The 23,132-nt window shown below is 62.0% G+C and carries 26 protein-coding genes; 16 read left to right on the top strand and 10 right to left on the bottom strand.

What is annotated here, in order from left to right; genetic code table 11:
* Window positions 1-5 precede the first annotated feature (5 nt).
* Window positions 6-842 carry an SDR family oxidoreductase gene (locus tag ACSW29_RS19055; RefSeq protein ID WP_317825881.1) on the top strand — a complete coding sequence of 279 codons (837 nt, stop codon included), beginning with the start codon at window positions 6-8 and terminating at the stop codon, window positions 840-842.
* 54 nt (window positions 843-896) lie between these two features.
* Here the strand turns inward: ACSW29_RS19055 and ACSW29_RS19050 are convergent, their stop codons facing one another.
* The gene (locus tag ACSW29_RS19050) at window positions 897-1,904 is read right to left on the bottom strand and encodes an NAD(P)H-dependent glycerol-3-phosphate dehydrogenase (RefSeq protein ID WP_003940093.1); all 1,008 of its coding nucleotides are present in this window, start codon (window positions 1,902-1,904) and stop codon (window positions 897-899) included.
* Between the two features lie 97 nt (window positions 1,905-2,001).
* Window positions 2,002-2,730 carry a FadR/GntR family transcriptional regulator gene (locus tag ACSW29_RS19045; RefSeq protein WP_230815117.1) on the bottom strand — a complete coding sequence of 243 codons (729 nt, stop codon included), beginning with the start codon at window positions 2,728-2,730 and terminating at the stop codon, window positions 2,002-2,004.
* Window positions 2,731-2,863: 133 nt separating this feature from the next.
* Here ACSW29_RS19045 and ACSW29_RS19040 point away from each other — a divergent pair, with 133 nt between their 5' ends.
* The 5 genes from ACSW29_RS19040 (at window position 2,864) to ACSW29_RS19020 (ending at window position 6,951) form a co-directional block, all read left to right on the top strand.
* Entirely contained in the window at window positions 2,864-4,252 is a 1,389-nt protein-coding gene (locus ACSW29_RS19040) for a GntP family permease (RefSeq protein WP_003939838.1), read from the top strand.
* Window positions 4,253-4,264: 12 nt separating this feature from the next.
* On the top strand, window positions 4,265-4,795 hold the full coding sequence (locus ACSW29_RS19035) for a gluconokinase (protein ID WP_230815118.1): 531 nt from the start codon (window positions 4,265-4,267) through the stop codon (window positions 4,793-4,795).
* A gap of 46 nt (window positions 4,796-4,841) precedes the next feature.
* Entirely contained in the window at window positions 4,842-5,381 is a 540-nt protein-coding gene (locus ACSW29_RS19030; protein ID WP_448278008.1) for a LiaF domain-containing protein, read from the top strand.
* 17 nt (window positions 5,382-5,398) lie between these two features.
* On the top strand, window positions 5,399-5,836 hold the full coding sequence (locus ACSW29_RS19025; protein ID WP_448278007.1) for an SRPBCC family protein: 438 nt from the start codon (window positions 5,399-5,401) through the stop codon (window positions 5,834-5,836).
* Window positions 5,837-5,979: 143 nt separating this feature from the next.
* Window positions 5,980-6,951 carry an alpha/beta hydrolase gene (locus tag ACSW29_RS19020; protein ID WP_230815121.1) on the top strand — a complete coding sequence of 324 codons (972 nt, stop codon included), beginning with the start codon at window positions 5,980-5,982 and terminating at the stop codon, window positions 6,949-6,951.
* Between the two features lie 7 nt (window positions 6,952-6,958).
* On the opposite strand, the gene ACSW29_RS19015 is transcribed toward ACSW29_RS19020, so the two are convergent.
* The 3 genes from ACSW29_RS19015 to ACSW29_RS19005 are packed head-to-tail and all read right to left on the bottom strand — an operon-like array spanning window position 6,959 to window position 9,232.
* Window positions 6,959-7,762, bottom strand: coding sequence for a transglutaminase-like domain-containing protein (locus ACSW29_RS19015; RefSeq protein WP_230815122.1), 804 nt, complete (start codon window positions 7,760-7,762; stop codon window positions 6,959-6,961).
* A 58-nt stretch (window positions 7,763-7,820) separates the two neighbouring features.
* Window positions 7,821-8,387 carry a nucleotidyltransferase family protein gene (locus tag ACSW29_RS19010; protein WP_230815123.1) on the bottom strand — a complete coding sequence of 189 codons (567 nt, stop codon included), beginning with the start codon at window positions 8,385-8,387 and terminating at the stop codon, window positions 7,821-7,823.
* Between the two features lie 2 nt (window positions 8,388-8,389).
* Window positions 8,390-9,232, bottom strand: coding sequence for an alpha/beta hydrolase (locus ACSW29_RS19005; protein WP_019745522.1), 843 nt, complete (start codon window positions 9,230-9,232; stop codon window positions 8,390-8,392).
* A gap of 145 nt (window positions 9,233-9,377) precedes the next feature.
* Between ACSW29_RS19005 and ACSW29_RS19000 the strand changes: the two genes are divergently transcribed.
* Window positions 9,378-10,487 (top strand): DUF6670 family protein, encoded by a 1,110-nt coding sequence (locus ACSW29_RS19000; protein ID WP_448278006.1) that lies wholly within the window; start codon window positions 9,378-9,380, stop codon window positions 10,485-10,487.
* Between the two features lie 18 nt (window positions 10,488-10,505).
* Window positions 10,506-11,081 (top strand): AAA family ATPase, encoded by a 576-nt coding sequence (locus tag ACSW29_RS18995; RefSeq protein ID WP_347874848.1) that lies wholly within the window; start codon window positions 10,506-10,508, stop codon window positions 11,079-11,081.
* Here ACSW29_RS18995 and ACSW29_RS18990 read toward each other — a convergent pair.
* The gene (locus ACSW29_RS18990; protein ID WP_230815126.1) at window positions 11,064-11,708 is read right to left on the bottom strand and encodes a formylglycine-generating enzyme family protein; all 645 of its coding nucleotides are present in this window, start codon (window positions 11,706-11,708) and stop codon (window positions 11,064-11,066) included. The two genes, ACSW29_RS18995 and ACSW29_RS18990, sit on opposite strands and share 18 nt — an antisense overlap.
* 26 nt (window positions 11,709-11,734) lie before the next feature.
* Window positions 11,735-13,255, bottom strand: coding sequence for a PucR family transcriptional regulator (locus ACSW29_RS18985; RefSeq protein ID WP_448278005.1), 1,521 nt, complete (start codon window positions 13,253-13,255; stop codon window positions 11,735-11,737).
* A 175-nt stretch (window positions 13,256-13,430) separates the two neighbouring features.
* On the opposite strand from ACSW29_RS18985, the gene ACSW29_RS18980 reads away from it, so the two are divergent.
* Both ACSW29_RS18980 and codB read left to right on the top strand, forming a co-directional pair.
* Window positions 13,431-13,895 carry a nucleoside deaminase gene (locus tag ACSW29_RS18980; RefSeq protein ID WP_347874846.1) on the top strand — a complete coding sequence of 155 codons (465 nt, stop codon included), beginning with the start codon at window positions 13,431-13,433 and terminating at the stop codon, window positions 13,893-13,895.
* Window positions 13,892-15,223, top strand: a complete 1,332-nt coding sequence (gene codB, locus ACSW29_RS18975) for a cytosine permease (protein WP_448278004.1) — start codon at window positions 13,892-13,894, stop codon at window positions 15,221-15,223. The genes ACSW29_RS18980 and codB overlap by 4 nt, the downstream gene beginning before the upstream one ends.
* 94 nt (window positions 15,224-15,317) lie before the next feature.
* On the opposite strand, the gene ACSW29_RS18970 is transcribed toward codB, so the two are convergent.
* Window positions 15,318-16,169: a mechanosensitive ion channel family protein gene (locus ACSW29_RS18970; protein ID WP_019745515.1), complete on the bottom strand. Its 852-nt coding sequence runs from the start codon at window positions 16,167-16,169 to the stop codon at window positions 15,318-15,320.
* 80 nt (window positions 16,170-16,249) lie between these two features.
* On the opposite strand from ACSW29_RS18970, the gene ACSW29_RS18965 reads away from it, so the two are divergent.
* From ACSW29_RS18965 to ACSW29_RS18950, 4 genes are all read left to right on the top strand, one after another.
* Window positions 16,250-16,888 (top strand): DUF2461 domain-containing protein, encoded by a 639-nt coding sequence (locus tag ACSW29_RS18965; protein WP_448278003.1) that lies wholly within the window; start codon window positions 16,250-16,252, stop codon window positions 16,886-16,888.
* Between the two features lie 428 nt (window positions 16,889-17,316).
* The gene (locus ACSW29_RS18960) at window positions 17,317-18,309 is read left to right on the top strand and encodes an ABC transporter substrate-binding protein (protein ID WP_448278002.1); all 993 of its coding nucleotides are present in this window, start codon (window positions 17,317-17,319) and stop codon (window positions 18,307-18,309) included.
* 83 nt (window positions 18,310-18,392) lie between these two features.
* Window positions 18,393-19,178, top strand: coding sequence for an alpha/beta fold hydrolase (locus ACSW29_RS18955; protein ID WP_448278001.1), 786 nt, complete (start codon window positions 18,393-18,395; stop codon window positions 19,176-19,178).
* A gap of 70 nt (window positions 19,179-19,248) precedes the next feature.
* On the top strand, window positions 19,249-19,977 hold the full coding sequence (locus ACSW29_RS18950; RefSeq protein ID WP_317825873.1) for a Clp protease N-terminal domain-containing protein: 729 nt from the start codon (window positions 19,249-19,251) through the stop codon (window positions 19,975-19,977).
* A gap of 69 nt (window positions 19,978-20,046) precedes the next feature.
* On the opposite strand, the gene ACSW29_RS18945 is transcribed toward ACSW29_RS18950, so the two are convergent.
* Window positions 20,047-20,250, bottom strand: coding sequence for a cold-shock protein (locus ACSW29_RS18945; RefSeq protein ID WP_003939930.1), 204 nt, complete (start codon window positions 20,248-20,250; stop codon window positions 20,047-20,049).
* A gap of 365 nt (window positions 20,251-20,615) precedes the next feature.
* Between ACSW29_RS18945 and ACSW29_RS18940 the strand changes: the two genes are divergently transcribed.
* Complete coding sequence (locus ACSW29_RS18940; protein WP_317825872.1) at window positions 20,616-21,623, top strand: ABC transporter substrate-binding protein; 1,008 nt, start codon at window positions 20,616-20,618, stop codon at window positions 21,621-21,623.
* Window positions 21,624-21,669: 46 nt separating this feature from the next.
* Window positions 21,670-22,389: a dienelactone hydrolase family protein gene (locus ACSW29_RS18935; RefSeq protein WP_317825870.1), complete on the top strand. Its 720-nt coding sequence runs from the start codon at window positions 21,670-21,672 to the stop codon at window positions 22,387-22,389.
* On the opposite strand, the gene ACSW29_RS18930 is transcribed toward ACSW29_RS18935, so the two are convergent.
* A complete protein-coding gene (locus ACSW29_RS18930) occupies window positions 22,390-23,115 on the bottom strand; it encodes an SDR family NAD(P)-dependent oxidoreductase (protein WP_317825869.1) in 726 nt (241 codons plus the stop codon). It abuts the gene before it with no gap.
* Between the last annotated feature and the right edge of the window lie 17 nt (window positions 23,116-23,132).

Raw genomic sequence — 23,132 nt, 5'->3', positions numbered from 1 at the left:
TCGTTTTGGACGACAAGAACTTCCGCGGACGAACCGCGATTATGTCCGGGGGAAGCCGTGGTATCGGACTTGCCATCGCCCGTGCGCTAGCGCGTCGCGGCGGAAACATCGTGTTGCTCGCCAAGACCGATACGCCAGATCCCAGGCTGCCCGGGACAATCCACACCGCTGTCGACGAGTTGAACGAACTCGAGGGGCATGCCGTTCCCATAGTTGGTGACGTGAGGAACGACGACGACATCGCGCGGGCCGTGGCAACCGCGGTAGAGCACTTCGGAGGCATCGACATCGTGGTCAACAATGCGAGCGTCCTCGACATCTCGAAAAGCGCAGACCTATCGATGAAGCGATTCGATCTGATGCAGCAGGTCAACGTCCGTGGCACCTTCGCGCTCACCCGCGCGTGCCTTCCGCAGCTTCGGGTTTCGGCCAACGCGCACGTATTGACGCTGTCGCCGCCGCTCAACTTTTCGCCGCACTGGTTGGGCGCTCATCCGGGCTACATGCTGGCCAAGTACGGAATGACATTGGCGGCCTTGGGTATCGCCGCGGAGTATTCAGGTACACCGATTTCGAGCAATTGCTTGTGGCCGGAGACCATGATCGCCACTGCCGCTGTCGGAAATCTGCTCGGGGGAGACGACAGTATCGATCACTCGCGTTCACCCGAGATCATGGCCGATGCGGCGATCGAGATTCTCGGGCGTCCAGCCGGCACGGATACCGGTCGCACAGTGCTCGACGTCGAGATCTTGCGTGAGGCGGGGATCTCGGATTTCTCGCAGTACGGCGGTCAGTCACCGTTGGCGATCGACATCTTCGTCGATACTCCAGCCCCCTGATCTCGGACGATCTACAGGTATCTAGCTAAATCGCTAGATACCTGTAGATGTTCCTCACGCCACCTCGTGCTCGCCGCCGGGGGCCACTTTCTGAAGACCGCGATATGCGTCGCTGGCACTTTGTCGGCCACCGATGACGGCCTCGACCTCCGCGGCAATCGGCATGTCGACGCCGTATTCGCGGGCCAGATCCATGACGGTGGGGGCGGTCTTGACGCCCTCGGCGACCTGGCCGAGTTTGGCGACTGCCTCCTCGACGGTCAGGCCCTGTGCCAGAGCCTCACCGACGCGACGGTTCCGAGAAGTCGGAGCCATGCAGGTGGCAATCAGATCGCCGACGCCCGTCAGGCCGGCAAAGGTGCGCGGGTTGGCGCCCATCGCTTCGCCGAGTCGGGTCATTTCGGCGAGGCCGCGAGCGAGCACCATCGCGCGGGTGTTGTCACCGACTCCCAAACCGTCGGCCATACCCGAGGCGATGGCAACGATGTTCTTGAGGATTCCGCCGAGTTCGCAGCCGAGCACGTCGGTGTTGCGGTAAACCCGGAAGACGGACGACGCGAACAGCGGTTGCAGCGCGGCGGCGACGCGGTCGTCCTGGGTAGCCACGACCGATGCCGCCGCCATGCCGTCGACGATCTCTTTGGCGATGTTGGGGCCCGCGAGTAGTCCGACGGGATGGCCGGGCAGGCACTCGGCGATCACTTCGGTAGGACGCTGCCGGGTGCCGGGCTCGAGGCCCTTGGACAGTGACAGCACCGGGACCCACGCCCGAACTTCGTTGGCGATCTCGGCGAGCGTGGAGCGAACGGCGTGCGACGGCACCCCGCACACGAGTACGTCCGCTTCGCGAGCGGCTTCGACCAGATCCGAGGTTGCCTTGAGCCCCTTGGGAAGTTTGCGCTCACCAAGGTATTTGGAGTTGGTCCGTTGCGAATTGATCTCGTCGGCCGCTTCGGAATTGCGTGCCCACAACAGGGTTGGGGTGTTGCGGGCAGCGAGGCCGGCCACCGTGGTTCCCCACGATCCGGCGCCGAGGACGACGACGCGTACCGGGCGGGCCATCAGAGTGCGCTGTTCTGGGTAGCGAGTGCTGTCATGGCGCCCAGCGTTCCACTCGCGGAGCAGTTGCGGGCCAATTCCGCCGAGTCTGTGGCTCGACTTACAGATGAGGCGGCGGTTCGGGGCTTTCGCGCATTGTTTCGACCGCTTCTGCGGATTCTGCGACGATCGAGCGCATCGCGGTTTCTGCAGCGTCGGCGTCGCCGGACTGTATGGCTGACGCGACCACTCCGTGCAGGTGAATCGCTTCGGGGTCGGCCTCGTGGGGCATCAACGAGTGGCGGGTGCGGCCTTCGAGTATCTCGACGACGATCTGCGACATCGCCCGCAGCATCGGGTTGCCGGAAGCGGCGAGCAGTGTGCGGTGAAAGTCGGAATCATGGCCGAGATATGCGTCGGTATCGGCAGCGCGCGAGGTAGCTGACATGCCTATGACGGCTGCAGTGAGTGCGCCGCACTGCTCGGGTGTGGCGCGAGTTGCGGCCAGTCGCGCAGCCAGAGGTTCGATGCCGGAACGGAGTTCACTGAGGATCGAAAGCTGCTCGAACCGATCAGGACCGGCCAGTTGCCAGCGGATGACATTGGGGTCGAGCGAGTTCCAGTGCTCGGAGCCGAGGATGGTGATTCCGACGCGTCGACGAACCGAGGCCAGTCCGAGTGATTCGAGAACGCGGACAACTTCACGGATGACGGTTCGCGACACGTCGTAGCGCGTTGCCACCTCGTCGGCAGAGATCGTCGTACCCGGAGCGAGCACACCACCGACTATGTCTTGGCCGAGCTGTTCCAGCATCGAGTCGTGTAACTGCTGAAACGGGACAGAAGGCATACGTAGATCGTCCCATGCGTGTGGAGTAAGCCCGGTGGAAGCCGGATAAATACTACAAATTAGTGTCTGCTCTTGAAATTGTAGGTTAATTAAGGAACAGTGACCTCAATCACTCATCGGACTGGGAGTCCCTATGAACACCACAGCATTGCTGGCGGCCGAGGTCGTCCCCGCTGGTAGCGACGCACGATTGATCATCGCTGCAGTCGCCGGCGTCGCGGTCATCATCGCGCTGATCACCTGGCTGGACCTGCACCCCTTCCTTGCGCTGTCCATCGGCGCGGTGGGCGTCGGTCTGGCGGCCGGCCTCGGATCGGCCGAGTCGGTCGCGGCGTTCGCCACCGGCTTCGGGTCGACCATGGGAAGCGTCGGAATCCTGATCGGTTTCGGCGCGATGTTCGGCAAGCTCCTCGCCGATTCCGGCGGTGCCGACCGAGTGGTCGACACGCTGGTGGGCCGATCCAGCACCAAGGCGCTTCCGTGGACCATGGCTCTGGTCGGCGCGGTGATCGGTCTGCCGATGTTCTTCGAAATCGGTCTCGTCCTGTTGATGCCGGTCATCATCCTCGTCGCGCGGCGTTCCGGCCTGTCCCTGATGCGCATCGCGATCCCCACCCTCGCCGGCCTCTCGGCCATGCACGGTTTGGTTCCGCCGCACCCCGGGCCACTGGTTGCGGTCTCGGCCTTGAACGCCAACCTCGGCCTCACCCTCGCGCTCGGTGTTCTCGTAGCGATCCCCACGGTTGTTCTCGCCGGACCGGTTTTCAGTAAGTACGCAGCACGGTGGGTCGACGTGAAGGTCCCGGATCTTTTTGTCACAGGCGAAGATCGAGGCGAGGAAGAGAAGAAGCAGCGTCCCTCGTTCGCGGCTACTCTCGCAGCGATCCTCCTCCCGGTTGTTCTCATGCTGGGCAAGGCATTTGCCGACGTGATCGCTCCTGATTCCGAGGCACTCCCCAAGTCGGTCCTCGACTTCCTCGGAACACCCGTTGTCGCTCTGGGTCTCGCGGTTCTGGTCGGAATGGTGCTTCTGGGGCGCGGCGGCGGTATGGACCGCAAGGCCATCTCGAAGTCACTCGAAAGCTCCCTGCCTCCCATCGCAGGCATTTTGTTGATAGTCGGCGCCGGTGGCGGATTCAAGCAGGTCCTCATCGATACCGGTATCGCCGGAGTGATCGCCGACGCGATCAAGGGCAGCAGCCTTCCCGTGTTGTTCCTGGCCTGGCTGGTGGCGGTATTGATCCGCGTCGCAACAGGTTCGGCAACGGTGGCAACGGTGACGGCGTCGGGCATACTCGCTCCGGTCGCGGCCGACCTCTCGTCCGCACATGTCTCGCTGATGGTCTTGGCGATCGGCGCAGGCTCGCTCTTCCTCTCACACGTCAACGACGCTGGATTCTGGTTGGTGAAGGAGTATCTGGGCGTCAGCGTGGTACAGAACCTCAAGACCTGGACCGTGATGGAATGCATCATCTCGGTATCGGGCCTGGCCGGAGTGCTCGTGTTGAGCGCATTCATCTAGGTAGGCGAGCACATGAACAGCGAAGCGGCACAGCAGAAGCAGTATCCCGTGCTCGTCCTGATGGGTGTCTCGGGTTCGGGAAAGTCGACGGTCGGCGGCATGCTCGCAGGAGCGATGGGCTGGGACCTTCAAGAGGGCGACGATCTCCACCCGCAGGCGAACATCGACAAGATGGCGACCGGGCACCCGTTGAACGACGAAGATCGCTGGCCCTGGCTCGACAAGATCGCCGTCTGGATCAAGGGTCACACCGACGCCGGTCAGCCGGGAATCGTCACGTGTTCGGCACTCAAGCGGAGCTACCGCGACGTCCTTCGCGGTGAGCACGTCGTGTTCGTGCACCTCGCCGGTTCGCGGGATCAGATCGGTCAGCGGTTGACCGCTCGCCTCGATCACTACATGCCCGCTTCGCTCCTCGATTCCCAGATCTCGACGCTCGAGGCCGTCGATCCGGATGAGCAGGCCATCGTCGTCGACGTGGGTGGAAGTCCCGCCAAGATCGCGGAGGAGATCCTGCGACGGGTGGAGACCTTCGAGTACTGAGCGGGCCAGGCGTGTAGTCACCCGCTGTTCGGGTTACGGTGCTCGGGTGACTGCTGCTGAAGAAGGCCACGACGTCGATCAATTGCGTGTCGATGCCCAAGCGCGTCTGGAAGTCGCGGTGGGTGAAGGGCGTTTGACCCTTGAGGAGTACTCGGACAAGGCAGCAGTGGTGTGGTCGCCCACCGCGGATCGGGGGCACCTCGAGCAGATCGTGCCGTTCAGTGCGGCACCACCCGCTGTGATGTCGCCGCCGCAAACAACGATCGTCGGTGTCTTCGGTGACACGAAGCGCTCCGGCCGTTGGTCTTTGGCGAAAAAGACACTCGCCCTGCTGTTGTTCGGGGACGTCAAGTTCGATCTGCGGTCGGCAACCATCACAGCGTCCTCCTCGACGATCACCATCGTGTCGATCTTCGGGGACACGAGGCTGCGAGTTCCGGAGGGGGTTTCAGTCGAGTTGGGTGGCTTCGACCTTTTCGGAGATCGGGAATTCGACGGGGGTCGACAGGATCCCGGCCCAGGTGCACCGGTTATTCGTGTTGTCTCGTATTCGTTGTTCGGTGATCTCACAGTGCGCACCGGCTAGCTCGGACGCCGTAAACCGTGACGGACTTCAACTTCCACAGCGTCTGGACGCTCCCGGCCTCTGCCGACTGTGTCTACGACGTTCTCGCGGACGCCGAGAGGTATTCACAGTGGTGGCCTCAGATACGCCGAGTCCGGACGACCGATGAGCATTCGGGCTCCATGGCCATCCGCAGCGCCGTCCCTCTGACGTTGCTGGTTTTCGGGCGACGCGAGGTCGAAGACCCCATTGCGCGCTACCTGAAAGTGCATCTCTCCGGAGCAATGATCGGCTGGAGTAGCTGGGCGGTGCGCCCCGCTGGATCTGGTTGCGTCGCCGACTTTCGGCAACAAGTAGCGGTGTCCGGAGCACTCGGCCTGGCCTCGAAGATCGCGAAGCCGCTGTTCGAGTGGAATCATGAAGCGATGATGTGTGGAGGGCACCGCGGACTGTCCGCGTATCTCTCCCGGCCGTGATCGCGAGCAGAACTTGCACACGCTCGAGCAATTGAGCCCTACCCGTCGTGTCATTTCGACGCAGCGTCAGTTATCGTTCACAACAGCAGCCGACAAGTATGTGTAACTCAAATGCACAAAACGGCTTGACCTGGGAGGACGCTATGCGGACGCGAGATTCGACGGTATGGCATTGGAACGTGAGTCCGCGAGCGCGGGTTATCTTTTGCCTGACCAGGACGTTCGTGAAGCCGATGTTCACCCTCTGGCCGACCACCGAACGCGGTATCCGCCAACTCGAGCGACTCGACGCGATGGCGGACAAGCTGCCGAAGCCGAAGAACCTCGACATCGAGCCTTTCACGCTGGGCGGTGTGCCCAGCGAGAAGGTGAAGCATCCGCGCAAAGCGCAGGGCGAGTTGGCCGGCGCCACGATCCTGTACTTCCACGGCGGTGGTTTCGTCTTCTGCGGTCTGGCAACGCACCGGGCACTGTGCGGCCTGCTGTCGGCGAAGGCCGGCGTACCGGTGATCTCCGTGCGATACCGCCAGCTGCCGGAAGGTTCCATCGGCACCTCCGTCAAGGACGCAATGGCCGCGTACGCCGCGTTGCTCGAGTCAGCGGAAGACCCGAACAAGATTGTGGTTGCCGGTGATTCGGCGGGCGGATACCTGGCCATGAAGGTCGCCGAAATTGCCGCACTACGCGGAATCACGAGGCCCGCAGCCGTGATCGGCTACTCGCCACTTCTCAACGTGAACCTCGAGGACCACGATCCCGATTTCATGAAACGCGATGCCTACCTACCGATGTCACAGGTGGAAAAGCTCAAGGACCGGTGGCTCGAAGGTCCGGACGAAATAGTCGGTGCAGAGTCTCCGATCAATGCCGATGCCAGTCTGATTCCGCCGTCGTTCCTGGTGTCTGCCGAATACGAATTGATGCGTCCGGACGTCGAGATCATGACCGAGAACCTGATCAAGGCAGGACAAGCCGTCGAAACGCACATCTGGAGTGGGCAGATCCATGCTTTCCCGGTGATCGGCAAAGCTCTTCGAGAGGGGAAGGCGATCGTCGATCTCACAGTTAAGTTCCTCGAACGAACGATGGCCTCGCAGAACCAGATCAGCGCCTGACGCTGTTTCAGCCGATCGACGTGAGGGTCGCGTAGTCGTCGTTGTCGAGAACGCCGTCGACGACTGCGCGAACTTCCGAGGCATGCAACGTGATCGAACCGCCGTGGTTGTCGAGGAACGCTGTGTCTGCGGCGTCTCGGCCGGTCGAGATGCGCACAAGATTGCTGCGCGGCGCCAATTGCGTTGCATCGACCACGCGCCACACGTTGTCGATATCGGCTTCGACTACGGCGTGAAAATCCATCGGATCGCAACCCGGCGCGTAGACAGCCACCAGTCGAGCGGGAATCCCCACGGCGCGTAGAAGTGAGATGGTCAGGTGCGAGTAGTCGCGGCACACTCCAGCGCCCGCGAGCAAGGTGTCGACCGCACTGTCGGTGCCGCGACTGGTGCCGGGAACATAACTCAAATGTGTACTCACCCAGCGAGTGACTTCGAGAAGGAGTTCGGCCGGGGGAGTGGCGAGATCGAATTGCCCGGCGACAAAACCGAAGAACTTGTCCGCCTCGGCATACCGACTGGGGCGCAGATACTTCGACACGTCGTAGTCGCTGACCGACGCCGGTGCTGCCCGGCCGATGACGGTCGCGTCGTAGCTGACGATCAGTTTGCCTGGGGCACAGTCGAGTAGGTGGATTCGGGTACCGTGTTCGGCGGTGATCTCGCGGGGTTCGAGCGGATTGCCGTCATGGACGAACGACATCGTTTCCAGCAGTTCGACACCCGGCGCGCGCGTCACCGCGATCTTGAACTCCAGGTTGGTCGCCTCGTCGATCTCGATGTCGAGCAGGGCGGCGACGGTACGTTTCATCGGATCATCTTTACACCGAATATGGACACCCACCACCTGGGAGGATTGCGGCGTGCGATCAGGCTTCGGGATAGTCGACGTCGACACCGCTGCTGAGGTCGCTGCACTCCACCAACTCGACCCCGTGTTCGCGTAGGTAGGTATTGGCGCCCCCGTCCCCGGTGAGAGACTCCGCGAGCATCGGCCAATGGTCGCGTCCGATCAGGACGGGATGGCCGGGTCTACCGTGAAAAACGGCTCTTCGCAGTATATTTCGTGCAAGAGTTCCCTCGCCTACGATCCGCGTCACGGTATCAGCATTGAGATCCGGGACGTCGACCAGGGAGATCGCTGCCGCACCGGCGTCGTCGATTCGCATGGCGGCCTCGAGTCCGCAGCGCAGTGACGCGCTCATTCCGTGTTGCCAATCCGATATCACCACAATGACATCGGTGGTGGGCAGTAGTTCGAGGGCGTCTTCTGCCTGCGCGCCGAGAACCACGATGACCGGTGAGAGTCCGGCGGACTGCAGCGTCGTCACCCCGTGGCGAAGCCAAGACTGACCGTCGGCGTTTGTGACGAGCGCTTTGGGTTTACCCATGCGGGATCCGGCCCCGGCAGCCAGCAGGATCCCGCACGTCGACATGACTATGCTCCGGTGACCCGCGGACGCAGCCACTCGATCAGATCGTTCAGAACTTCTTCCTGCTCAGGCTCGTTGAAGATCTCGTGATACAAACCGTCGTACACCTTCAAGGTGACGTCCGAAGAGCCGGCCAGATCTGCGACGAGCTTGCTGCCGGCGGGGTCCGTCAAACGGTCGTCCGAACCGTGTTGAAGTAGTACGGGAATGGTGAGCGAAGGCAGGCGCGCCGGGAAGCCTTCCGCGGCGGTGATCATGCCGCGCGCGATTCCGGCGGGAACCTTGCCGTGGTGAACCAGCGGGTCGGCGTTGTACTTGTCGACGACCTTCTGATCACGCGATACGGCAGCCGCTTCCAGGTTCTCGACGGGCACGTCGGGGAGGTATTTGCCGACGATCTTGCCCAATTGCATCACGATCTTCGGCGTGCCGGTTGCGATGATCACAGCAGGTCCGGAAAGCGCGAGCGCCTTCAGGTCGGCCTGATGATCGAGGGCGTAGGAAAGCGCGATCGCGCCGCCCATGCTGTGTCCGAGCAGGAATTTGTCCTTGCCGGGGTGTGCTGCGGTCACGATCGAGAACAAGGTGTGGACGTCGTCGGTGAAGTCGGAGAATTCCTTCAGGTGGACGCGCTTGCCGCCGGACCGACCGTGCCCGCGGTGGTCGGGTGCGTACACGATGAGACCGAGTTCCCCGAGTCGCGCGGCTACGTGGTCGTAGCGCCTCGCGTGTTCGCCGAGACCGTGGCAGAGGACAAGAACCCCGGTGGGTTCGCGGTCCGGAGTCCACACGTCGTAGACGATCTTGGTGCCGGCTACCCCGGTGAACGACGACTCTTCGTGCTGCATTGTTGCGCCCTCTCTGCGACCGGTTCCGGTACGCGGATTCTCACATGCTATTCGCCCCTTGCGCAGGGCGCGGGTGTTCAGGGGTGAGGTCGTCGAGGAAACTTCGACACTTGTTTGTTACGGCTGGTTACATTAACTTGGGGGCGTGACCGGACAAACTGTTGATCGTTCCCGCACTGCCTCCGCCACCCACTCGCGCCGGTTGTGGCGACCGGCGGTTCGGGCCTTGCTGGACGGCGCGCTTCCGCTGATCGACAAGCGGATGGCCGAATCGGTATGCCCGTTCGATCGACCGGAGATGATGCGCCCGCATCTTGCTTCGCGGAAATTTGCCTGGACGCACTACGGGTTCTTTGTTCCCGAGTTGCCAGGGCCTCTCCGTTACCTCAACACCATGACGTTGATCGGTGCAACCGGGACGGTGGTGTTCGACAACGACTATCTCGCTGCACCCGACGCGCGTAACACCGCAACCGTGCTGAGTTCCACCGCAGCGCCGGGGCATCACTTCTATCGGGCCTACGACGCTGCCGATGAGTGTGCGTTCGAAGAAGATGGTTCGCGAATCGCCTTCGGTGACAACCTGATCATCGAGAACAACTATCCGAACTTCCGTGTCAACGGGCGATACGACTCATTCGACGTCGATCTCGAGATCGTGGCAACAGATCAAGCGTCGTGGTTCGTGCGCAATCCGGTCTACGACCACGTCAGTCTCCTGGCGCAGTGTTCGGGGACGATCTCGAGTCCAATTGGACCGGTGAGCATTTCGGCTCCGTGCACCGTTGAATACGCGCGGTGCATGACACCACAATCTTTGACTCGCCGCGCGCTTCCCGAGTCGTGGAAGCTCCCGGCCGACTTCTTCACCTACCAGATCGTTCAACTGGACGACCGGTATCAGTTGTTGCTCACCGATGTTCGAGCGTCTGGGGTTACGGCGTGCAAGCTCGCCTACATTCGGACTGTTGACGGTAGTGCGAAGGTCTTCGACGACGTCGAGTTCGACGTGCTCGAGTACGCCGACAACCTGCACATCGACCCACAGGGTCGCGAGATGCGTGTGCCGCGCGTACTGCGTTGGCAGGTAAGCGATTACGGTAGGACGGTCGTGGAGTTCGAGGCGGAGATCGACTCGGAGTGGCGCTACGGTCACGGCAAGGGATACGTCGGTGCATACACCTACCGGGGAAGCTTCGACGGTGCGTCGATCAACGGTACCGGTTACATCGAATGGGTGGACTGCGAAGTGTAAGGCCCCTACTGTGTATCGGTGCCTTTCGTAGACCCCACCGCGCTGACGATTCGTCCGCAGAAGATCCTTGTCGCGGGGACCTCCGGTGCCGGAAAGACGACTCTCGCCGGTCGAATCGGGCGGCTTCTCGAGATCGAACACACTGAGCTGGACTCTCTCTTCCACGGGCCCGACTGGATTCCGCTCGAGAGTTTCGAAACCGAAGTACGACGCTTTTCCAGTGAGCCGGCTTGGGTGACCGAGTGGCAGTACGGTGCGGTGCGCGAGCTTCTGGCCGAGCGCGCGGACCTGATGCTGTGGTTGGATTTGCCTCGGCGGACGGTGATGCGTCAGGTGATAACACGAACCGTGCGTCGGCGATTGCAGCGAGAGGTGTTGTGGAACCGCAACATGGAGCCGCCACTGCACACCATTCTGTTCGATCCGGATCATGTGGTGCGCTGGGCCTGGCGAAACGACGGACGCAACGCGGAGCGAATGGTCGCGGTCCTTGTCGATGTGCCGTCGTTGCCGATAGTTCGGCTGCGCAGACGAGAAGAGATCGAGGCTGTGCTCGAAGTCCTCGGCCGTCTGCCCTCAGATCGTCTGAGCTAGGCGAAATCCCAGGTCGTCGATAGCAAACGTCGGGTGGCTTCGCCTCCTTACGGTAGCGCCGCAACCGCGTGCACTTTCGGCCCAACTGCCGCCGCGGAAGATCCGGTACGTGCCGTACACCTCGGGGTCGTAGAGATCCCAGCACCATTCCCAGACATTGCCGATCATGTCGAACAAGCCCCAATTGTTGGGTGCCTTCATTCCGACTTCATGTGCTCGTCCCTCTGAATTGTCGCTGTACCAGGCAATCTCGTCGATTTCGCCGTAGCGGTAGCCGGAGGTGCCGGCTTTGCATGCGTACTGCCACTCGGCCTCGGTGGCGAGTCGGTAGCCAGTTGCGCCCCGATCCCACTGCGGAGAATCGGTGTCGACGTGTTGATATGCGGGTGTCAGACCGTCCGCGACTGACAGTGAGTTGCAGGTTGCGATGACGTCATTCCACGAAAGATCGACCGCGGGTTTGTTCGAATCGTCCGACGAATCACCGTGTAGCAGTGCCCTGGTGGTGAGATGGCGAGCGAGGCGGAATGATTCGACTTTCGAGGTCCACGCAGTGCCTTTGCGATCGTCTCTGAGATGCACCTCACCGGCAGGGATCTCGATCATCAACTCCGCTGCTCCGGTCATTCGTTCATCATCGCAGAGGTTGTCGCTCACCCGGGGAGGCGCTCGAACGCTGCTTGCGGATCAAGGCCGGTACGCATGCGCCATGCGGTCAGCGCAAGCCCGAGGCAGACCACCTGTGCCGGATCGTCAAGGGAAACACCCATCAGCTTCTCGATACGCGTGAGCCGTGCGTAAAGCGACTGACGCCGAATGCCGAGGAAATCCGCGGTTCTCGCCTTGCCGCCCCGATGTGCGAGGTACGCGTCGAGTGTTCGGACGAGATCGGCGGAATGTGCTGTGTCGTATGCGATCAGCGAACCGAGTTGCTCCGTTACGAACAAGGACAGCGAAGCGGGTGTCGTTCCGGCGGCGAGCAGTCGCTGGACGCCGACGTCCCTCGCGAGGATCACTCCGGTCCGGGTGCCGAAGCGCCGTGCGATCTGGACGACTTCGCGAGCTTGCGCGACCGCCGCCCCGACGCCCGATAGATCCTCGACCGGCGTCGCCACTCCGAGCGTGCGTACCGCGGAACCGCCCGGCCCGTGGCGTAGCAGCTCGTCGGCTTCGGTAAACGCAGTCCGCACTCGAGCGGGGGATGCGGACGCCCACCCATGCGCGAGCACGATGACGTGATTGGCCGCAGTCCCGACAACACAGGAGCCGAGCACGGCCCGCACGGCGTCGCGTACTTGGTCAGCGAGCTCTCGTACCGGCGTTTGCCGATCGACGTCGACAGCGGCGACGAGGACATGGTGCCCCTCCGATAACGGCGTCCACCCGGTCGCTGTCAGTCGCTCGGACAAGTCGCCGTGCGATGTGAGCACACCGCCCACCACGTCGGTGATCACCGATTGGGCGAGTGACTGTCTTGGGCCGAGATCGCCGTGACGGCCGAGTTCCAGAGCCACCGCGACGGCGGCGCAGTTTGCGACGGCGGTTCGGCGTGTGGTTGCGGGCCCGCACAGGACAAGTCGACCGAGTGAGTTCGTCGGACCGCGTACGTCGTGGATCGTCCGTTCGGTCTCGGATCGCTCTGCGCCGGTTGTGCTGCGCTCGACGGTTCTGCCATCCGCGTCGAGGAGATCGACGGCGCACCCCGCGAGTCGTGACACCTTGTCGAGCAGCGCGGTCATGCCCTGGCCTGCCACCACGAGACTCAGAAGTTCTTGCCAGACAGGCTCGCCCGCTTGCGCCGAACCGAGAGTGCGGCGGAGCATCAGGTCGTGAAAGTCTTCGACCATCCGCTCGAATGGCACTACCGCGTGCAGGGCCAAGAATGCGAGCCCGCGTCGGCGTGAAGCTTCGACGAGTTCGGGAGGGGCCGTGAGGAACGAGCGCCCGACTTCCATCGCGAGTGCGACGCATCCCGCGTCTGCCAATTGGTCGATGTAGGCGGTGAGCTGCTCGGGAGACCGTCCGTGGAGACCGAGACCCGTGGTCAGAAGGACCTCACCTCCGGACAGCAGCCCACCCATCTCGTATACCTCGGAAGAATGGACCCAGCGGACCACCGCGGTATCGACGTCGCCCGCGAGCACCTCGATTGCGGCGGCCTTGAACGAGGGCATCGCAAGAACTTGTCGCAGAGTCGGGAGCATTTCTATATCGTCCGCCGAGGGGGCACTTCGTCATAGAGCTAGTTCTGCCGAACTGACAGGTTGTCCCTTGTCGGGCTGTTACCACCGTGGTCGGATTGTGACACGAGCCACAATCGACGATTTTGGTCAGACTCCAGGAGCGCACATGAATCACCCGGCAGACACCGATGAGTATTTCCTAGGGCTAGCGATCGAACAGGCGAAGATCGGTTGGGAGGAGGGCGGCGTGCCGATCGGCGCGGCACTGATTCATCGCGGCGAGGTGCTTGCAGTCGGCCGCAACCGTCGGGTCCAGATGAACAGCGCCATCCGTCACGGCGAGACCGACTGCATCGAGCGAGCCGGTCGGCTCCCAGCCTCGGTGTATCGCGAGTGCGTCCTCTACACGACTTTGTCGCCGTGCTTCATGTGCGCCGGAACTGCTCGCCTCTACGAGATCCCTCGAATCGTAGTCGGCGAGAATCGATCCTTCGAGGCGTCGGAAGAATGGTTGCGTAGCAGCGGAATTCAGATCGACGTCGTCGACGACGCGGAGTGTGTGGCACTGATGGACCGCATGCTGGCCGAGCGCCCGAGCCTGTGGCTCGAAGACATCGGCGAAGTTGTATGAGCAGCGCCGTCGAACGTGCGACGGTCGCAGGCGATTCGGAGAGCGCAGGCCACCCGATCGATCCAGACTACCCCGTTACTCCGGTTCCGCTTCATGCACGAAAGCCGTTCTTCTCGCTCGCGGTGGTGTTGTTGGGGTTCACCATCTTCACGCCGACGATGTTGGCCGGAGCAGCGCTCGGTACCGCGTTCTCGTTCTGGAAACTGATGGTGGTAATCGCCGCCGGATCTGCCATCTTGGGGGTCTATGTCGCCATGATGGGATTCGTCGGAGCCCGAACCGGACTGACAACAGTTGTGATGGCGCGCTACAGTTTCGGCACTCGCGGGTCCAAGCTCGCTTCGATCCTGCTGGGCGGTACCCAGATCGGCTGGTACGGAGTCATCATCGGCACGATCGGCGATCTCACCGCGCAGGCATTGGGCTGGGATTCCTACCTCGCCAGGGCGTCGGTGATGATCGCGGCGAGCATCTTGATGTGCATCACCGCCTGCTACGGCTACCGCGGAATGTATTGGGTCTCGCTCGTCTCGACGCCCTTGATCCTGGCGTTGGCCTGCTGGGTCGTGTTCCGGTCCCTCGAAGAAGTTGGTGGATTCTCCGGCCTGGTCTCGGTTCAACCGCAGACGACCATGACGATCGCGCTCGCAATCACCACTGTGGTCGGCACGTTTGTATCGGCGGGAACGCAAGCGCCCAACTGGACCAGATTTGCTCGCTCCGGATCACAAGCGGTGTGGGCCTGCGTTATCGGGTTCCTCCTCGGAAACGGATTGATGATCCTGTTCGGCGCGATCGGAGCCATCACGTTCCACGAGGGTGACTTCGTGTTGATCCTCTACAACCTCGGGCTTGTCGGCTGGGGCCTGGTCTTGCTGTTCGGGAATCTCTGGAAGAGCAACGCCGACACTGCGTACGCCTTCGGGGTGGCCGGCGCCGAATTGTTCAGAAAGCCCCGCAAGACTCCGTTCGTCATCGGTGGGTGCGTGATCGGCACAGCACTCGCTCTGACCGGTGTGCACAACCATCTTGTCGACTACCTGAGCCTGCTCGGAACGTTCATCCCGCCGTTGGGTGGCGTGATCATTGCTGATTTCCTGTGCCGGTGGCGGCGCGGCATTCCCGGGGATTACATGCCGCGGCCGGTGCACTGGCGCAACCTCGCCGTTTATGCCGTCGCAGCGTTCCTCGCTTGGCTTTCCGGTGAGTTCGAGGTGGGAATCCCGCCGCTGATCGGCATCGTGGCAGCCATTGCTCTGACGATGTTCCTGCACAGGGTTTTTGGTAACGCATCGGCAAACCGGGAGGTCTCGACCTCCACCGTCTGAATCACGCTTCAGGCACGAGCGAGCCCCCGGCGGTATCGACCGCGCCGGGGGCTCGCGTAGTCGATGGAAAGGGCTACTGACTCCGTCCCAACAATCATCGCAACACAGGGAGGTAGGGCGCCTCGATACCCTGCTCTTCGAACGCAGTCAGTGCCGAGCGCGCAAACGCGCGCTGGACTGCCCATTGACGCCCAGGCTTGACCTGCGCCGTCACTCGAATGGTAATTGCCTCGGCAGTAACCGAATTGACTCCCAGCATCTCCGGCTTGTCGATCATGTCGGCCCTGATCGGTTCGGACTCCGCCGCCTCGAGGACAGCTCGCGTCGCCACCTCGCACGCTTTGTGCACGTTCGCGTTGTGGGCGATCGGGAGATCGAGAACTGCAGTGGCGTAACCCTGACTCATGTTGCCGACTCGCAGGATTTCGCCGTTGCGGCAATACCACAAGGTGCCGTTGACATCTCGAATCGTGGTGACACGCAGGCCCACTGTTTCGACGGTCCCGACCGCGTCGCCGAGATCGACGACGTCGCCGACACCGTACTGATCCTCGAGCAACATGAAGATGCCGGAGAGGAAGTCACGCACCAGGTTTTGTGCACCGAAACCGATGGCAAGACCGATAACGCCGGCGGATGCGATGAACGGCGCGACGTTGATCCCGAGGATGCCGAGGATCTGCAACACACACCAGACGAGGATGACGATGGACACCGTCGATTTGAGTACCGAACCGATGGTCCGGGCTCGCTGCGATCTGCGCTCGTTCACCTTGGCGTTCGGAGACTTGCGAGGCTTCGACATTCGATCAATCCCGCGGTGCAGTGCGAAGCGCAGAACGACTGCGAGCGCCACGTAGATCGCGATCTCGACGGGTCGGTGAATCAGCCAGTCTCGGTTGGTATCGGTCAGTTCCCATGCTTGTATTTCGGAAATCATCCCCATGCAGTCTACGGATTCCGGCCGATCCGGGCATCGGTGCAGGGCAGGCGGTCCAAAGCCGAACAGGCAGCTAGGCTTACGTCATGGCTGCGTTCACTGGCATACCCGTTGCTGCACTCGATTTCTACGAAGACCTAGAGGCCGACAACAGCAAGACCTGGTGGGCAGCGCACAAGGGGACATACGACGAGGTGGTTCGTCGTCCGATGGCGTCGTTGACCGCGGCGTTGGAGGACGAATTCGGCTCAGCCAAGCTCTTTCGGCCATATCGTGACGTTCGCTTCTCGAAGGACAAGATTCCGTACAAGACGCATCAGGGCGCGTTTGTCGGTCTCGCCGAGAGCTGTGGGTACTACGTGCAGATCGACGCAGCAGGGTTGATGGTGGCCGGCGGGTTCTATGCCAGCAGTTCGGAGACTATCGCGCGTTATCGTGTGGCTGTCGACGACGACGTTCGGGGACCAGAGCTCGAGAAGATCCTGGCCTCCGTCGAGAAGTCCGGATTCACGATCGGCGGCGACAAGCTCAAGACGGCACCTCGCGGGTTCACGGTGGACCACCCGCGAATCGAGTTGTTGCGACACAAGTCGCTGACGGCCGGTCGCAGTTATCCAAGCCCGTCGTGGCTGGACAGCGCCAGGACGTTGAAGGAAGTTCGCACGGCGTGGCGCGCGCTGACGCCTTTGGTCGAGTGGTCGGGGCAGGTGCTCGGACCGAACTGACCGTCCGACAGAAAAGTGTGACGTAGCCGTAGGAGAGTTCACCTCGAGTTCATCGAAACTCGAGACGCCTGGGGCTAGCGTGGTGTGTGTAACCGAAAGTTTCGGCCCCGCTTCGAGTCGCAGCGCCGCAGTTCGAAGCCATTCTCTCTCGATCGACATCGTGAACAACCCGTGTCAGTGGAGACCATCATGGCTATGTTTCTCGCTCTCGTCCTGATCATCTCGGTCCTCGGAATCGTCGGTACCTACCTCGCGTTCAGTGCGGTCTACTTCGTCGAGATGCGCAAACTCGACAAGTAAGGGGTTCGATTTGGCCTGATCCGACTATTTCTGGGCCGATCGCGACGACTCTCCCTGCGTACGCTGTTAGGGCATCCTTATCCGCTTGCAAACAGTGGATGATTCATTCTTCTGGAGGTTCGACACGCATGCCCGCTCAATCCACGCTCTTGCTTCCCGAGGGTTACTCCGACAACCGCCTCGTCTCGGACCTCACTCGTCGGCAATTCGGCTTCGGCGCCGGAATCGCCGGACTGGGCGCGTTCCTGGCGGCGTGCGGTGACAGTGGAAGCAGTCCGGGAGAAGCCGAAATGCGTTCTGTGACGACACCTCTCGGAACGTACGACATTCCCGTCAATCCGAAGAGGGTTGTCGCGGTCGACTCTCGGCTCGACCTGGAACCTGCTGTAGCGCTGGAACTTCCGCTCGTCGGCTACACGTACGCCCAAGCGACACCGTGGGTACCCATCGATTCGTCGGTACCGTTCCTGTCGGAGATCCCCAACCGCGAGCAGATCTTGGCGCTCGAACCTGACCTGATAGTGTGCCTGAACTACGAGAGCGAGTGGTGGCCGGTCGCCGAGATGTCCACCATCGCACCGGTTCTGACGACCGAGTTCACCGATGATTGGCGTACCAACCTCTCGCGACTGTCGGGCTGGCTCGGTCGAACAGCCACCCTCGATCGATTGACGCTCGACTACGACAATCTGATTTCCGGCATCCGTAGTCGTCATGCCGAGAAGATTGCGTCCAAGACAGTCGCCAGTGTCTCGTTCATGCCAGACACGAACACGCTGTACGTCACGAGCATCCGTACGTCCGAGAAGGGCGACAAGCCCAGCGACATGACGCTCGGCGACATCGGTGGCAAAACTGCGACCTCGGAGGGCCTCGATCCCGAGGGCGGCGTCAGCCTCGAAGGACTCGGTGTGCTGGCCGGCGTCGACGGCTTCATGATCACCGAAAACGAGGACAGTGCCGCGTACCAGGCATTGGTGGCGAGCAAGTTGTGGCAGCGACTCCCGGCAGTGCAGGCGGGCAACGTCACCAGTCTGGGTGGCTCCACGTTCTACGGTTCGATCTACACGATTTCGTACGTGGCACAGGGTTGGGATGCGCTCTACAACAAGATCAGCTGAAGCCTCTGCCGACTGGACCGATGAGTTTCGGTAGTGCGGGCGGTCTAATCAGGTAGGCATTGACCAGACCTGAGGAGATCGACGTGAGAACAGAGCAATCCCCAGAGGTAGTGCAATCCCGCGACGGTACGACCATCGCGTACGAACGCTCCGGTGCCGGACCAGCAGTAGTTCTGGTTGCCGGAGCGTTCTGCGATCGAGGATGGTTCGATTCTCTCGCTGGGGAGTTGGCGGCGGACTTCACGGTGTATTCGTACGACAGGCGCGGGCGCGGGGACAGCGGTGACAGCCACGCGTTCTCGATCGGCGACGAGGTGGAGGATTTGCGAGCAGTCGTCGCGGCCACCGGTGAAACACCGCTGATCTACGGATTGTCGTCGGGTGCGGCGCTGGCATTGGAAGCCGCTGCGCAGGCCGTTCCGATGCGTAAGCTCGCCGTCTACGAGGCGCCGTACATGGACGACGACCAGCAAGACGAAACCGTCCAAAGTGATCTGGAGCGGTTGATTGCGGCCGGCGACAGAGAAGGTGCTGTGATCCGTTTTCTGGACCTGACCGGCGCGTCTCCGGAGATGGTCGACGAGATCAAGCGCAGTACCGATTGGCCCGAAATGTGCGCCATCGCGCACACCTTGCCCTATGACGTCGCGGTGTGTGATCACGGCTGCGAGTCGCTCGACTGGCTGGCCTCGATTACCGTCCCCACGTTGGTCATGTACGGCGGTGACAGTGGTCGATGGGCACCTGCCTCAGCGATGCGTATCGCTGCAAAAGTCTCGGGGACAAAGAATTTGGAGATTCCCGGTCAGGGTCATGGCGTCGCCGACGACGCTATTGTCCCGGCTCTGCGTGAATTCTTTTCCGGCTGATCACTGGGCGGCGAAGACGATCGTCAACCTAGGGTTGACGTTTTCGATTGCGTCAACCTAGGGTTGACGCATGAGTAAGCCAGTGGAAATGACCAACAAGGTTCGACTCGACGACCTCATCGACGCGATCAAGAAGGTGCACACCGACGCGCTCGACCAGCTTTCCGACGCCGTGATCGCCGCTGATCATCTCGGTGAAGTTGCAGATCACCTGATTGGCCACTTCGTCGACCAGGCACGCAGGTCGGGAGCGTCGTGGACGGAGATCGGCGCGAGCATGGGTGTCTCGAAGCAGGCTGCGCAGAAGCGTTTTGTTCCCAAGGCGTCGAGTGATCAGAAGCCGATGGATCCGAACGAAGGATTCAACCGATTCACTCCCCGGGCGAAGAACGTCGTCATGGCCTCGCAGAACGAAGCCCGCGCCGCAGGTAACGCAGAGATCCAGCCTGAGCACCTGCTCCTGGGGCTTGTCGAGGAGCCCGCCGGGTTGGCTGCGAAGGCGATAGTGGCGCAGGGGGTGGAGCTCGGGTCCGTCCGAGCTGCAGTAGCCGGTGTACTACCGGCGCCGACTTCCGAACTACCAGAACTCATTCCGTACGACGCTCGTGCGCGCAAGGTCCTGGAACTGACGTTCCGTGAGGCTCTTCGCCTGGGCCACAACTACATCGGAACCGAGCACATCCTGCTCGCGCTGCTCGAACTCGAAGACGGATCAGGTGTTCTGGCTGATCTCGGAATCTCGAAGTCGGTTGCGGAGTCGAACATCGTGGGAGCTTTGGCCGTCATTCAGGGTCAGTGATTCAGGGGTGAATTTGATGCAGAAGAGGGCCGCACCCTTGCGGGTGCGGCCCTCTTCATGTGTCACTGATTAGACAGCGCGCACATTGGTGGCCTGAGGACCCTTCTGGCCCTGGCCAACCTCGAACTCCACACGCTGGTTCTCGTCGAGCGACTTGTAGCCGTTGCCCGAGATTTCAGAGTAATGAACGAACACGTCCGGTGTTCCGTCGTCGGGAGCGATGAAACCAAAGCCCTTTTCGCCGTTGAACCACTTCACGATGCCCTGTGCCATACCGATACTCCCTACAAACTCGATCCGGGCCCTCACATCGAAGTCCCGATCTCGATGTGTCTATCCTCCCATGCCGCGCAAGTCGAACGGTGGGCGACATGCATAAGCGCGTTGTCAGGGGCCGACGAGGGGGGAGGGATAGCGATCTTCAACACTTGTCTGATCAATCCGTCGAAGGCCCGGACTAGCGGTTCGCATGCCGGCCTGCGGGCTGGACCAGCGAGAAAGCTGCCCAGCTGTGTTCTCGCGCTCCGATCGCTCGAACTCGACAGCGTAGGGACCCCATGGGAGCTGAGGGTGGGCTAACCTCTCATCTGCTGTGCCCCTCGGCGCGCGCAGCAGACGCCGATAAGGAGAGTGCACACGTGTACGGAACGATTCGCGAATCACCGACGTCCGCTGAACTTGTGGACCAGCTCAGTCGCCGTGGGTTCTTCGGTGTAGGCGCGGCGGCAGCGGCCGCCATCCTTGCGGGTTGTTCGACGACTTCAGATGCCGCTGATGCCGGCGAACAACGCAAGGTGATCAATGCGCTCGGAACCACCACGATCTCGGGAAAGCCGGAAAGGATCGTTGTCGCCAGCGACTTCACGGATCTCGAATTCCTCCTGTCCCTCGGCGTGCACCCCGTCGCCTACGGCAATACGGGAGCGTGGGACCGCGGCGCTCTGCCGTGGCAGAGTACCGCTGGGATAGCTGATCTCGAAAGCTTCGGCACCACAGGCGAAATCAATCCGGAAATCATCGCGGGTTACTCGCCGGACCTCATCATCGGTATGAAGACTTATCTCGAACCTGCGGCTGAGAAGCTCAGGCAGATCGCGCCGGTCGTGGCGTTGGACTGGACCACGTCGTGGCGTGACGGCGTCGCCACGGTCGGCCAGGCGGCTTTTGTCGACGAGGCCGCTACTGCGGCGATCGCCCGGACCGATGCCCTGATCTCCGACACGGCAGCTTCACTCAACGGTCTGGGCGGCAAGGCCATCATGATCGGCTCAATGTACGGCGATCAGTTGTATGTGCAAGGGGATGCCAGTGCGCCCGGGGTTCTGCTGCGCGAACTCGGACTCAACTATCGCGGATACAACGCCGAGCAGATGGCTGCTCTGTCGATGGAGCAGGCCGAAGTACTCGCGCCCGCAGACATTCTGCTCAGCCTCGCATCTGATCCGGAGGCGACGGCGAGGTTGGAAGACTTCGCAGTTTTCCAGAACCTCCCCGCTGTGAAGGCTCGAGCTTACGCGCCGGTCGAACTACTGCTCTCGAATGCCTTCGTCGACAATTTCGGTCCACTGAGCGCGCCGTACGCCTTGCCGCAGCTCGCAGAGGCCTTGACCGGGCTTGCGGCGGGCCAGGGGAAACAGCTTCCCTGACCTCGCTTCCGAGCCTATGGACGCCGTGTCGGCCTAGCATCGAGACATGGTGGACATAGATCTGACGGGCCGCGCCGCAGTAGTCGGCGGATCACAACCGCTACGAGCCATACTTGAAACACCCACTACCCCCGCCCCGTGGCCGGGGGTAGTGATGATTCACGAGGCCTTCGGGCTCGAAGAGGTAATGCAGCGTCAAGCCAAGCGGCTGGCCGCTGCGGGGTTCTTGACGCTCGCCGTCGACCTCTACAGCGCGGGCGGGGCGAAGCGGTGCCTCGTGCCCACCATGACGTCGATGCTTCGAGGCCACGGCAAGGCGTTCACCGACATCGAAGTCGCTCGCAGTTGGTTGGTGGAATCTCCGGACTGCACGGGAAAGATCGGTGTCATCGGATTTTGTATGGGCGGCGGCTTCGCGATGGTCAGCGCCGGAGATTTCGATGCTGCATCGGTCAACTACGGTCAGCTTCCACGCAAACTCGATGAGGCCGTGGTGGATGCGTGCCCGATCGTCGGGAGTTTCGGAGGCAAGGACTTTTCGCTCCGGGGCGCAGCAGCGAAACTGGAGACGGCGCTCAACAATGCCGGTATCGAGAACGACGTCAAGGAGTACCCCACCGCCGGCCACGCGTTCCTCAACGACGCGGAGGCCGGACCCAAGGTGCTTCGTCCGTTGGAGCGCATCGTCGGAATCGGTCCCGATCCTGTTGCAGCGCAGGATGCCTGGAAGCGAATCGACTCGTTCTTCGAGCGCCACCTGGCATGATCAGCGACTGGTTCTCTCACCGCCGTTGACTGCCAGTACCTGGCCGGTGATCTGCCGGGCGCCAGGTGAGGCCAAGAAGTGGACGGCCGACGCGATGTCGTCCGGTGTTCCGGCGCGCTTGGTGCTGGTGGACTCGATCAGCATCGCGCGACGCTCGTCCGTCAGAAAGTCTCGGAAGAACTCGGTGTCAGCGATGTAGCCGGGGGAGACGACGTTCGCCGTGATGCCTTCGGGGCCCAGTTCGGCGGCCAGATCGATATTCCACGTCGCAACTGCGGCTTTGGCAGCGCCGTACGCTCCCGCGCCCTTGTCGGCGGCGATCGATCCGATGGTGATGACGGCACCGCCACTGGGGATTCGATCTCGAACTGCTGCTGTGGTCAACACCGCGGAGATGAGGTTGGAGTCCAGATTGGCACGCCACCCGGCGGCCAGGGATTCCAGATCTGACGGTGCCTCGCGATCGAAGTCCGTGTTGCCACCGGCGCAGTGCACGACGGCGTCGATGGTTCCCGGAAGCGAATCCTGCAGCCGTTTCAGGTCTTTCGGGTCGGAGTTGTCACACGTCAAGGCGTGAACATCGGAACCCAACTCCTCCGCGGTCTTTTCGAGTGGTTCCGTGCGTCGGCCGGTGACAAAAACTGTGTCTCCGTCTCGGGCGAACGCTGCTGCAACTGCGCGCCCGATCCCTGTTCCGCCGCCGCTTACCAGAACTGTGCGTGTCATGCCTACCTCCGTGAGCT

The organism is Rhodococcus sp. GB-02, from assembly GCF_053470465.1.
This window is presented reverse-complemented; position numbering and strand designations above follow the sequence as displayed.